We start from the raw sequence: 11,923 nt of genomic DNA, 5'->3' as shown, positions 1-11,923 counted from the left end.
TCATCTGTTGGCAATCGGATAGAGCGTAAGCATCGTCATCCGGCTGTTCACCGGGAAACGCCGGATCAGCACCCCGCGACTGTGCTGCGTGCCGGCCTGAATGCGCAAGATCGCAGCCTTTGTATCGGCAAGATCCCGCACGGACAGCCACGGCGCCTGCGGCGGCGCATCATTACGGCAGCAATGGGCACCATAGAGGCGGGTGTCGCTGGGCAACATGGCCAGCAACCGGTCGATGGTAGCAACATAGGTGGACAGGCTCGAATCCGGCGCGAAGGCATAAAGCGTTGTCGGATAGAGAAAATCGCCGGTGTACAGGCGTTTGCCCACAGGATCCCACACGGAGACCGAGCTGGTGGTATGGCCTGGCGTCAGCAGGACCTTGACCGATCGCCCGCCCAGATCGATGGTTTCACCCGGCTTGATCCACTGCGTCACCGCAAATGCGGGCGGCGACCAGCCTTCATATTGATACCGGCCCAGCCGCACCCGATCGCCATCCGCGCGAGCGCGGGTTTCCGGCAGATCGATCAGCGCGATGTCGCGAAAATGCGCCAGGCCATTGGTGTGATCATAATGGAGATGGCTGGGGATGACCGTGACGGGCAGCGACGTGAGGCCGGCAACCACCCGGCCGAGATCATGGCGCGTGGTGGCGCCGGCGTCGATCAGCAGCGCCCGGCGGGTGCCGATCAGCAGATATTCGTAATTGTCCGGCGCGTCGGCTGGCTCGCCAATGGCAAAGCTGCCCGGCGCAATCTCCTCGACCAGCCAATGCCCACCGACGATCCGGCCGGCCGCCTTGCCCGGCCTTGCGGCAAACTGCGCCGGGTTGGCCGGTGCCGGCATGACCTCCACCCCCAGCTGGCCGGCGGCCATGAAGGCTTCGGCAAAGCCATAGGGCGCCGCGGCAACCGCCAGCGCTGTGGCGCCCGCCGCCGCCAGCGCCCAGCCGGCGAGGCTGCGCCCCCTCAAGGCAGCAGCACCGTCGATCCGGTTGTGCGCCGCGCCGCCAGATCGGTGTGCGCCGTCGCCACATCGGCCAGTGCATAGCGTTGATTCACCGCCAGTTTCAGCGCGCCCGACGCCATCATCGCCAGCACCCGGCCGGCATAGGTCGCGCGATCATCCGGCGTGGCATAATAATCGAACAGGGTTGGCCGCGTCGCAAACAAGGATCCCTTGCGCGCCAATATGCCCAGATCGACGCCCGACACCGGCCCCGAAGCATTGCCGAAGCTGATCATCAACCCGCGCCGCTTCAAACTGTCGAGGCTGGATTCCCAGCTCGCCTTGCCAACACCGTCGAACACCACATCCACACCGCGCCCCTTGGTCAGGCTGCGCACAGTCACGGCCACATCCTCGCTGTCCAGCACGCCATGATCGGCGCCATTGGCCGCCGCCAGCGCCAGTTTCTCCGCGCTGCCCGCCACGGCAATCACGGTCGCGCCCAGCGATTTCAGCCATTGCACCAGCAACAGGCCCACGCCGCCAGCCGCCGCCGGCACCAGCGCCCAATCGCCGGCCTGTACGCGCGCGCACCGCTCCACCAAAAATTCGGTGGTGCAGCCCTTCAGCAAGCCGGCCGCGGCCACCTCGTCGCTCACCCCATCGGGCAGCGGCACCAGCATGGCGGCCGCGATGTTGCGGTGCGTGGCATAGGCCCCGATCGGCCCCCAGCAATAGCCGACGCGCGCGCCCACCGGCAGCGTCACGCCCTCCCCGGCTGCTTCGATCACGCCGGCCGCCTCCAGCCCCAGGCCTGACGGAAAACTGAGCGGATAGAGGCCGGAACGATGATAGGTATCGATGAAGTTAAGCCCGATCGCCGTGTGGCGGATGCGCACCTCCCCCGGGCCGGGTTCGGTCAGGCTGATATCCTGCCACTGCATCACCTCGGGGCCGCCTGTCGCTTCGATCCGGATCGCCTTCATCATTTCACCCCTTCATGCTGCACCGATGCTGCGCGGTAAGTATTTGTTTTTGTTCCACACCTGCAAATCCGCGCAACGCCTTGCCGATAGCGCTGCCAAGCCGCTACACTAACGGTTTCCCGGCAAGAGGCAAAGCGCGCATGAAGATCAGCTTCGACATCGAATGCACCCCGCAAGAGGCCCGCGCTTTTTTCGGCCTGCCTGATCTGCAGCCGCTGCACGATGTCTATCTCGATCGCATGAAGGCCACGATGACCGACGGTATCACGCCGGCTGATTGGGAGAAGATGATGCGCGCCTGGGCGCCCGGCATCGCCGGCGGCTATGAACAATGGCAGAAATTGTTCATGTCTGGCCTGACCGCCGCCACCATGAACAACAAGCCGCCCAAGGGCTGAAGCTTCGCCATGACCGACACGATCGCGGCGCTGGCCAGCGGCCGGCCGCCGGCCGCGCTGGCGGTCATCCGCATCTCCGGCCCCGCGGCCTTTGCCGTGGTCCACACACTTGCCGGCCGGCTGCCGGCGCCGCGGCGGATGAGCCTGTGCCGGCTGACCGATCCGGCGACCCAGGTGCTGCTCGATTCGGCGCTGGTGGTGATCTTCCCCGGCCCGAACAGCGCCAGCGGCGAGGATCTGGCCGAACTCCACCTGCACGGCGGCGCGGCGGTGATCAGCGGCGTGCTGGCGGCGGTTACCGCCATGCCGGGCGTGCGGCTGGCAGAGCCCGGCGAATATACGCGCCGCGCCTTTGCCAATGGCCGCATGGATCTGGCGCAGGTCGAGGGCCTTGCCGATCTGGTCGCCGCCGAAACCGCCAGCCAGCGCGATCAGGCGCTGGCACTGGCCGGCGGCGCGCTGGGGCGATTGGCAGAGGATTGGCGCGGACGCTGCCTGGATGTGCTGGCCCAGGCCGAAGCCGGGCTGGATTTCGCCGAGGAGGAGGCTGATGTCGCCGAGCGCCTCGATGAAGCTGCCCGCCAGCAGCTGCTGGCGATGGCCGCTGATCTGGCGCGGCTGATCGCCGATTCCACCCGCGCCGCCCGCATCCGCGATGGCCTGACCATCGCGGTCACAGGCGCCCCGAATGTCGGAAAATCTAGCCTGGTCAATAAGTTGGCGATGCGTGACGTGTCGATCGTCACCGCGATTGCCGGCACCACCCGCGATGCCATCGAGGTGCCGATCGATCTTGGCGGCGTCGCCGCGGTACTGATCGACACCGCCGGCTTGCGCGACACCGATGACCCGGTGGAGGCCGAAGGCATCGCCCGCGCCCGCCGCCGCGCCGCCGACGCTGATCTGGTGATCGCCGTCGCCAGCGCCGATGCGCCCGTGTGGCCCGAAGCGCCCGCCACACGCCTGCTGCTGCTCAACAAGGCGGACCTCGGCCTGCCCGCCGCCGTGCCCGCCGAAGCGCTGGCCGTTTCCGCCGCCACCAGCGCAGGCCTGCCCGAACTGCGCAAATGGCTGACCGACTGGGCCCATGGCGCCACTCGCCCCGGCGAGCCGGCCCTGCTCTCCCACGCCCGCCACCGCGCCGCCTTCGCCGATGCCGAAGCCGCGCTGCGCGATGCCGCTGACGCCGCCGAGCCCGTCCTGCGCGCCGAAGCCTTGCGCGTCGCAGCCCACGCCTTCGGCCGCATCGCCGGGCGGGTCGCCGTGGACGAGGTGCTGGATCGCATCTTCAGCCGCTTCTGCATCGGCAAGTAGTCTGATGTTTCACGTGGAACAATCGCCCCCGACACGCTAAAGCCTCCGCATGATCTTTGACGTCATCATCGTCGGCGCTGGCCATGCCGGCTGTGAGGCTGCGACCGCTGCAGCGCGGCGCGGCGCGCGCGTGGCGTTGGTGACGCTGCGCAGCGACGATCCGGGCATGCTCAGTTGCAATCCCGCTGTCGGTGGCATCGGCAAGGGTCATCTTGTCACCGAGATTGACGCGCTGGGTGGCATCATGGGCCGGGTGACAGATGCCGCGCGCCTGCAATCACGGCTGCTCAACCGCTCCAAGGGCCCCGCTGTGCACGGCCCACGGGCCCAAGTTGACCGCAAACTTTATCGCGGCGCCATGGCGCAGGTGCTGGCCGAACACCCTCAGCTAAGCGTTGTCGCAACTGCCGTGCAATCGCTGATCATCGAGAATGGCTGCATCACGGGCGTCGGGACCGCGCAAGGCCGCCTGAGCGCGCCAACAGTCGTCCTCACAACCGGCACCTTCCTCGGCGGCATGATGCACATCGGCAGCCAGCGCGAGGCTGGCGGCCGCGTCGGTGCGCCAGAACATCCTGGCGCCTCCGATCTCGGCGCCGCGCTGCGCGCCATGGGCCTGCCGGTCAGCCGGCTGAAGACCGGTACGCCAGCGCGCCTGGATGGCCGCAGCATCGATTGGGCCGTGCTGGAATGGCAGCATGGTGATACCGATCACCCGCGCTTCAGCCAGACCGGTACGCCCAATGCGCGCCCGCCGCTGCCCTGCGCCATCACCCGCACCAACGCGCGCACCCATCAGATCATCCGCGATCACCTGGGGGAATCGGCGCTCTATGGCGGCCATATCGATTCGGTCGGCCCGCGCTATTGCCCCTCAATCGAAGACAAGGTGGTGCGCTTCGGCGACCGCGACGGCCACCAGATCTTCCTGGAGCCGGAAGGCTATGATGACATCAACATCTATCCCAATGGCCTTTCGACCTCGCTGCCGCTCAATGTCCAGCAAGCCTTCATCGCCACCATCACCGGACTGGAGCGGGTCCGCATCCTGCGGCCGGGCTATGCCATCGAATATGATCATGTCGATCCGCGCGCGTTGACGCCGGGGCTGGCGTGCAAGGATATCCCCGGCCTGTTCCTCGCCGGCCAGATCAACGGCACCACCGGGTATGAAGAAGCCGCCGCGCAGGGCCTGGTCGCCGGCGCCAATGCAGCGGCACAGGCGCTCGGCCTGCCCGAACTGCAGATCGATCGCACCCAGGCCTATATCGGGGTGATGATCGACGATCTGACGACGCACGGGGTCGCCGAACCCTATCGCATGTTCACCAGCCGCGCTGAATATCGCCTGCGGCTGCGGGCCGACAATGCCGATCAGCGGCTGACGCCGTTGGGCCAAACCCTTGGCCTGATTCCGGACGATCAGGCGGAACGCTTCGCAATCCGGGCCACCGCGCGCCAAACCGCGCGCGCACTGCTCGATTCGCTGTCGGCAACGCCCCACCAACTGGCCAGCCACGGCATCGATGTGCGCCAGGATGGCCAGCTGCGCAGCCTGTTCGATTGGCTGCGCTTCCCGGCCGTTACCCATGAAGCCGCCCGCTGCGTCTGGCCGCAACTGGCAGCGGTGCCCGACGACCTGCTCGCCAGCCTGGCCGTAGATGCCAACTATGCCGCCTATGTCGCCCGGCAGGATGCCGACGTGGCTGCGCTGCGCCGCGATGAAGGCCTGGCGCTGCCGGCGTCACTGGATTACGCCGCCGTCGCTGGCCTGTCGCACGAGATGGTCGAGCGGCTCACTCGCGCCCGCCCGCTTACCATCGGCGCCGCCAGCCGCGTGCCCGGCATCACGCCCGCCGCGCTTGTCGCCCTGCTGCCACTTGCCTCGCGCCGCGCTGCCTGACGTGAACAATCCGGAACGGGAGGCCTTTGCGGCCGAGTTTGATGTTTCACGTGAAACAATGGCGCGGCTCGATCGCTATGCCGAACTGCTCGCCGAATGGCAGCAGCGCATGAACCTGGTTGGCCCGTCCACGCTGCCGCACATCTGGGATCGGCACTTCCGCGACTCGGCGCAATTGCTGCCCATTGCCGGCACCGGGCAACGCTGGCTCGATATCGGCGCCGGCGGCGGCTTCCCCGGCCTGGTTCTGGCCATCCTTGATCCAACATCCAATTTCATGTTGGTCGAATCCATCACCAAGAAATGCACATTCTTGTCCACAGTCGCAGGCGAAACCGGCACGGAAAGCCAGGTTCTTGTCACCAACGCGCGCATTGAAGGCACGAAGGCCACGCGTTTCGACGTGATCACCGCCCGCGCCGCCGCCGCGCTCGACACATTGTTCGATTGGGGCGCGCGCTTCGCCGGCCCCGGCACACGCTGGATCCTGCCAAAAGGCGCGCGCGTGCAGGAAGAGCTTGCCACCGCCGCCAAGCGCTATCACTTTGATCATCAGCTGATTCCCAGCCGCACTGATTCTGCCGCCCGCATCGTCGTCGCCAGCAATGTCAGGTCAGCAGCGTCAGGCCATGTGGGGGTAAAACGCCGATGATCATTGCCATTGCCAATCAGAAAGGCGGCGTCGGCAAGACGACAACCGCCGTCAATCTGGCGACCGCGCTGGCCGCCATCGGCAAGAGCGTGCTGGTGATCGATAGCGACCCGCAGGGCAATGCCTCCACCGGGCTCGGCGTTGGCCGTCGGGATCGCGAACCGTCGCTGTATCAATTGCTGATTGGGGAAGCCACGGCCGCCGAAACGGTCAAGCCCACCGCCGTCCCCGGCCTGTCGCTGATACCGGCCACCTCGGCCCTGTCCGGCGCAGAGGTGGAGCTGGTCAGCACCGACCGCCGCACCCATCGCCTGGCCGACGCGCTCGCCACCCTGCCCCCCCATGATTTCGTGCTGATCGATTGCCCGCCGTCGCTCGGCCTGCTCACCGTCAACGCGCTGGTGGCGGCCGATTCGGTGCTGGTGCCGCTGCAAAGCGAGTTTTTTGCCCTGGAGGGCCTGTCGCAATTGCTCGGCACCATCGATCGGGTGAAGGCTGGCCTCAACCGCCGGCTGGAATTACTGGGCATCGTCCTCACCATGGTCGATCGCCGCAACCGGCTGTCTGATCAGGTTTGTGACGATGTGCGCGCGGTGATGGGCGCCAAAGTGCTCAAGACCATGGTGCCGCGCAACGTCCGCCTGTCGGAAGCGCCCAGCCACGGCTTGCCGGCCTTGATTTATGACAGCCGCTGCGTCGGCTCCGAAGCCTATGTCGCCCTCGCCCGCGAACTGCTTGGCCGCATCGATACAGGCCTGGCGCTGGCCGGATGAAGAGAGTCCAAATGGCTGAAATCAAAAAGAAATCTGGCCTCGGTCGCGGGCTGTCGGCCCTGCTGGACGATATCGCCGCGCCGCCCCCGGTCGATTCGCCGAGTGTGGTGCGCCTGGCAATCGCCGACATTGAAGCCAACCCGGATCAGCCCCGCCGCCATTTCGACGAGCAGGCCATGGCCGAACTGGTGGCCTCGGTGCGTGCGCACGGCATTTTGCAACCGATCCTGGTACGTCCGTACCTTGGTCCGAACGGGAGCCGGCATCAGATCATCGCCGGTGAACGGCGCTGGCGCGCGGCGCAAGCGGCAGGCTTGCACGAAGTTCCGGTGGTGGTCCGTCCGCTCGATGACCGACAAGTGTCTGAAATTGCCCTGATCGAAAATATCCAGCGCGCCGACCTCAACGCCATCGAGGAAGCCCGCGGCTATCAACGGCTGATCGCCGAACATGGCCATACCCAGATGGTGCTGGCCGATATCGTTGGCAAATCGCGCAGCCACATCGCCAATCTGCTGCGGTTGCTCGATCTGCCGGCTGCGGTGCAGGCCATGGTTGAAACCGGCGCGCTGTCGATGGGTCACGCTCGGGCGCTGGTCGGCGCCGCCAATGCGCAGGCGCTGGCCGAGCGGGTTGTCCGCCAGGGCCTTTCGGTGCGCGCCCTTGAACAGCAACTGGCCGGCGGCCGCGCCAAGCCCGGCGCGCCGGCGCGCCCAGCTGCGTTTGCCCCCGCCAGTGATCCGAACAGTGAAGCACTGGAAAGCCAATTGGCCGAGGCGCTTGGCATGCCGGTGGCCTTGCAGGTCGCCGCCGGCGCCAGCAGTGGCAGCCTCACCATCCGCTTTGCCGATCTCGATCAGCTCGACATGCTTTGCGCCAGGCTCGGGGCCAGCTGATCAGCGCCGTCTTGCCGCCGCCGCGGCCCGGCGCGTGATGGCCAGCAATGTGGCATGCACCCCCAGATCGGCCAAGCCGCCGCTGGTCTTCACGCTGCGCTCTGCGGCCAGCACGTCGGCCATGGCGCGTTGCAGACGATCCTGGGTCCACAGGCCCAACGCCTTGGAAATGATGGGTTTTTCTTTGAAGAAAATCGCCCTGGCGCCCTCGACCACCGCATCCGGGCTGCGGCCGGCATCCACCTCCACCCGCAGCGCGATCAATTGCACCAAGCGCCGTTCCAACCCGCGCAGCAGGGGGATGGCGGTGCCATCAGGCAGCCGGGCGAGCAGATCGGTGGCGGTCGCGACATCACCGGTGGTGATCGCCGCGATCGGCGCGAACAGCTCGGCATCGCCGCTGGTGATGCCCAGCGCCGCCAGATCCTCGGCTTCCAGCCGCTGCGGCTTGTCCGCTGCCGAGTCCTTGTACAGCGCGTATTTCTCCAGTTCCCGGCGCATCACCTGGCGGTCGCCACCTGCCGACGCGAACAAGGTCTCCGCCACGCCTCGTTCCAGTCGCAACCCCAACGGCGTCGCCATGTCGGCAAGCAACCGCGGCGCATCGCGCAAGGTCGCCTCATATTGCGCGCTGGACGCAATTGCCGCCTGCTTTTCCGCAAATTGGCGCAGCTTGTTGGCGGCCTTCAGATCGCCGGCCAGCGCCACCACCGGGTGCCCGGCCGGCGCCGCCAGCAGCGCCTCCACCGCGGGCAGCCCGGCCTCGTCCAGGCCATCGACGCGCACCACCTCACGCCCGCCAAACATCGACAGGCTGGTCGCGGCGGCCATCAGCGCTTGCGGATCATGCTTCAGGCTGGCGCCGTCGATTTCGGTCAAGGTTTCAGCAGCCAGGCCGGCCAGCAACTGCCCGGCCAGATCACGCGACGCCGATTCATCCGGCCCGAACAGCAGCACCAGGCGCAGATCGGCCGGCCAGGCCCGCGCGATGCTGGCAATGCGGCCGACATCGGCCTTCATCGCCGCCGCTTACCTGGCGGTGGCGCGGGCATGGCGCGCCAGCCGGGCGCTGATCTGCCGGGCCAGATCGATCGACAGCCGGTCCAGCGCAGCATTTTCCGCCGCGACCACGGCATAGTTGGAACTGACACGATCGATGCCGGCATCGGCCGCCACGCTGTCATCCAGCACGACCTGACCAGTGTCAGCCTCCACCAACCGGAAACGGGCGCGCAACGTGCGCCGTTCGCGCGCGGCCGATGAATCACCGCGCAAACCGAACGCCGTGATCTGATCATCCAACAGGATTTCCAGGCGATAGCGCGGATCGGCGGCGGCGCGGCCGAATTGTTCCTCCAGCGCCTGTCGCACCAGAAAGCCGGCGCGTTCCGGGATCGGCGCGATGCTGATATCCGCCATCAAGCTGGCCGGAGCCGATGTGCCGCCACCGGAATAGACCGGTTGCAGGGCGCAGCCGGGCAGGGCCAGCACAGCCAGCAGCAGAACGGCCCTATGCAACGATGTTCACCAGGCGATCGGGCACCACGATGATCTTGCGCGGAGCCGCGCCATCCAGGCTGCGCTGCACCGTGGGCAGCGCCAGCGCTTCGGCCTCCAGTGCGGCCTTGTCGGCGCCTTTGGCGGCGGTGAAGCTGCCCTTGAGCTTGCCATTCAGCTGCACCGCAATGGTGACCTCGTCGTCGATCAGCAGCGCCGGATCGGCCACCGGCCAGGCCGCATCGCACACCAGCCCATCCTGCCCCAGCAGCGCCCATGCCTCTTCGGCCAGATGCGGGGACATTGGCGCAACCAATTGAATCAGCGTGATAACCCCGGCGAAGCGACTGGGGCCAGGCGTGGCGCGCTCCAGTGCCCCGACCAGCTCATACAGACGCGCCACCGCCTTGTTGAACTGCAACTTGTCGATATCACCGGTCACCGCCGCAATCGCGCGGTGCACCTGGCGGTCGATCTTGGGATCAGCGGCGCCCTCCACCGGCGTCACATGGTCTTCGGCCAGTCGCCACACCCGCTGCACAAAGCGCCAGGCGCCATCGATGCCGCTTTCCGACCAGGCCAGATCACGCTCCGGCGGCGAATCGGACAGCATGAACCAGCGCACAGCATCGGCGCCATACCGGCCGAGAATGGCATCGGGATCGATGACATTCTTCTTCGATTTCGACATCTTGATGACCCGGCCGATCTCTACGGCCTCGCCATCGGCCTTCAGCCAGGCTCCATCGCTGCGGCGCTCGATGTCTTCGGGTGCGAACCACAGCGGCGGCAAGCCCTCGCCTTGCGGCCGGCTGTAGGTTTCGTGGGTCACCATGCCTTGCGTGAACAGGCCGGCAAACGGCTCCGCCACATCGATCGCGCCGATGCGCTGCAAGGCGCGTGTCCAGAACCGCGCATAGAGCAGGTGCAGGATGGCATGCTCCACCCCGCCGATATACTGGCCAACCGGCAGCCACTGCGCCGCCACCGCCGGATCGAACGGCCGATCGACGGGCGCGCTGGCGAAGCGGATGAAATACCACGATGAATTGGTGAAGGTGTCGAGCGTGTCGGTCTCGCGCCGCGCCGCGGCACCGCATTGCGGGCAGTCCACCTGCCCCCAGGTCGGGTGGCGCTCCAGCGGGTTGCCAGGCTGATCGAAGCTGACGTCTTCGGGCAGGGTCACCGGCAGATCGGCCTTGGGCACCGGCACCACGCCGCAGGCATCGCAATGGATGATGGGGATCGGCGTGCCCCAGTAACGCTGGCGCGACACACCCCAATCGCGCAGGCGATATTGGGTGACCGCTTCGCCCCAGCCTTCGGCTTCGGCCCGCACGATCACGGCGGCGCGCGCCTCATCGGCAGTCATGCCATCCAGAAAGCGCGAGTTCACCATGCGGCCCGGCCCGGTATAGGCCTCATCATGGATCGGTGCCGCTTCATCGCCTTCGGCCGCGACGACGCGTAGTACCGGCAACTGATATTTGCGCGCGAAATCGAGGTCGCGCTGGTCATGGCCGGGACAGCCGAACAGCGCGCCGGTGCCATAATCCATCAACACGAAATTGGCGACGAACACCGGCAAGCGGATGGCAGGATCGAGCGGGTGAAGCACCGAAAGGCCGGTATCAAACCCCAGTTTCTCCTGAGTCTCGATATCGGCCGCCGCGGTGCCACCGGCCTGACATTGCAGGATGAAATCCGCCAGCGCCGGGTTGTCTGCGGCACAACGCTGCGCCAACGGGTGATCGGCGGCGATGGCGGCAAAGCTCGCGCCGAACAGCGTATCGGGCCGGGTGGTGAACACGTCAAAACGGCCGCCGCCGTCCACCTGGAAGGTGAACCGCAGCCCGGTTGAACGCCCGATCCAGTTCTCCTGCATCAGGCGGACCTTGTCCGGCCACTGATCCAGCCCCTGCAACCCTTCCAGCAGATCATCGGCAAAATCGGTGATCTTCAGGAACCACTGATTCAGCTTGCGCCGCTCGACCAGCGCCCCCGATCGCCAGCCGCGGCCGTCGATCACCTGTTCGTTGGCCAGCACGGTCATATCGACCGGATCCCAGTTCACCGCCGATTCGCGGCGATAGACCAGCCCGGCAGCGAGCATATCCAGGAACAGCGCCTGTTCGTGGCCGTAATAATCCGGCTCGCAGGTGGCGAGTTCGCGGCTCCAATCCAGTGCAAAGCCCAGCCGCTTCAGCTGGGCGCGCATCGCCGCGATATTGGCGCGCGTCCAGCTGCCGGGGTCCACGCCGCGTTCCATGGCGGCATTTTCGGCCGGCATGCCGAACGCATCCCAGCCCATCGGATGCAGCACTTCAAAGCCCTGGGCGCGGCGCGTGCGCGCCACAACATCGCCCATCGTATAGTTGCGCACATGGCCGATGTGGATGCGCCCCGATGGATAGGGAAACATTTCAAGTACATAGGACTTGGGCTTCGGACTGTCATCGCGCGCGACAAAGCTTTCGCGCGCGTCCCATATCGCCTGCCAGCGCGCCTCTGCGGCCTGATGATCAAAACGCGGCATCTTGGGCGGTCAGCGCA

Annotated in this window: 11 protein-coding genes; 6 read left to right on the top strand and 5 right to left on the bottom strand. The window is 66.7% G+C overall.

Annotation, left to right across the window (positions count from 1 at the left end; translation table 11 throughout):
* Together AC6UUM_RS02050 and AC6UUM_RS02045 are read right to left on the bottom strand one after the other, a co-directional pair.
* Positions 1 to 975, bottom strand: a complete 975-nt coding sequence (locus AC6UUM_RS02050; RefSeq protein ID WP_500803690.1) for an MBL fold metallo-hydrolase — start codon at positions 973 to 975, stop codon at positions 1 to 3.
* Positions 972 to 1,940 carry a quinone oxidoreductase family protein gene (locus tag AC6UUM_RS02045; RefSeq protein WP_500803689.1) on the bottom strand — a complete coding sequence of 323 codons (969 nt, stop codon included), beginning with the start codon at positions 1,938 to 1,940 and terminating at the stop codon, positions 972 to 974. Before AC6UUM_RS02045 ends, AC6UUM_RS02050 begins: the two co-directional genes overlap by 4 nt.
* Before the next feature lie 137 nt (positions 1,941 to 2,077).
* Between AC6UUM_RS02045 and AC6UUM_RS02040 the strand changes: the two genes are divergently transcribed.
* Genes AC6UUM_RS02040 through AC6UUM_RS02015 form a run of 6 tightly spaced genes read left to right on the top strand, consistent with a single transcriptional unit; the run spans position 2,078 to position 7,873 of the window.
* Positions 2,078 to 2,335: a DUF6489 family protein gene (locus tag AC6UUM_RS02040; protein ID WP_500803688.1), complete on the top strand. Its 258-nt coding sequence runs from the start codon at positions 2,078 to 2,080 to the stop codon at positions 2,333 to 2,335.
* Positions 2,336 to 2,344: 9 nt separating this feature from the next.
* Positions 2,345 to 3,649 carry a tRNA uridine-5-carboxymethylaminomethyl(34) synthesis GTPase MnmE gene (gene mnmE, locus AC6UUM_RS02035; protein WP_500803687.1) on the top strand — a complete coding sequence of 435 codons (1,305 nt, stop codon included), beginning with the start codon at positions 2,345 to 2,347 and terminating at the stop codon, positions 3,647 to 3,649.
* 49 nt (positions 3,650 to 3,698) lie between these two features.
* Positions 3,699 to 5,552, top strand: a complete 1,854-nt coding sequence (mnmG, locus tag AC6UUM_RS02030; protein WP_500803686.1) for a tRNA uridine-5-carboxymethylaminomethyl(34) synthesis enzyme MnmG — start codon at positions 3,699 to 3,701, stop codon at positions 5,550 to 5,552.
* A complete protein-coding gene (gene rsmG / locus AC6UUM_RS02025; protein ID WP_500803685.1) occupies positions 5,530 to 6,204 on the top strand; it encodes a 16S rRNA (guanine(527)-N(7))-methyltransferase RsmG in 675 nt (224 codons plus the stop codon). Before mnmG ends, rsmG begins: the two co-directional genes overlap by 23 nt.
* The gene (locus tag AC6UUM_RS02020; protein ID WP_500803684.1) at positions 6,201 to 6,977 is read left to right on the top strand and encodes a ParA family protein; all 777 of its coding nucleotides are present in this window, start codon (positions 6,201 to 6,203) and stop codon (positions 6,975 to 6,977) included. Before rsmG ends, AC6UUM_RS02020 begins: the two co-directional genes overlap by 4 nt.
* A gap of 11 nt (positions 6,978 to 6,988) precedes the next feature.
* On the top strand, positions 6,989 to 7,873 hold the full coding sequence (locus AC6UUM_RS02015; RefSeq protein ID WP_500803683.1) for a ParB/RepB/Spo0J family partition protein: 885 nt from the start codon (positions 6,989 to 6,991) through the stop codon (positions 7,871 to 7,873).
* Here AC6UUM_RS02015 and holA read toward each other — a convergent pair whose 3' ends face one another.
* The 3 genes from holA to leuS are packed head-to-tail and all read right to left on the bottom strand — an operon-like array spanning position 7,874 to position 11,906.
* A complete protein-coding gene (holA, locus tag AC6UUM_RS02010; RefSeq protein WP_500803682.1) occupies positions 7,874 to 8,893 on the bottom strand; it encodes a DNA polymerase III subunit delta in 1,020 nt (339 codons plus the stop codon).
* A gap of 9 nt (positions 8,894 to 8,902) precedes the next feature.
* Complete coding sequence (lptE, locus tag AC6UUM_RS02005; protein ID WP_500803681.1) at positions 8,903 to 9,391, bottom strand: LPS assembly lipoprotein LptE; 489 nt, start codon at positions 9,389 to 9,391, stop codon at positions 8,903 to 8,905.
* Complete coding sequence (leuS, locus tag AC6UUM_RS02000) at positions 9,384 to 11,906, bottom strand: leucine--tRNA ligase (protein WP_500803680.1); 2,523 nt, start codon at positions 11,904 to 11,906, stop codon at positions 9,384 to 9,386. Before leuS ends, lptE begins: the two co-directional genes overlap by 8 nt.
* Between the last annotated feature and the right edge of the window lie 17 nt (positions 11,907 to 11,923).

Source organism: Sandarakinorhabdus sp. (assembly GCF_987265915.1).
Note: the sequence above shows the minus strand (reverse complement) of the source record. Positions and strands in the feature narration are given on the sequence as shown.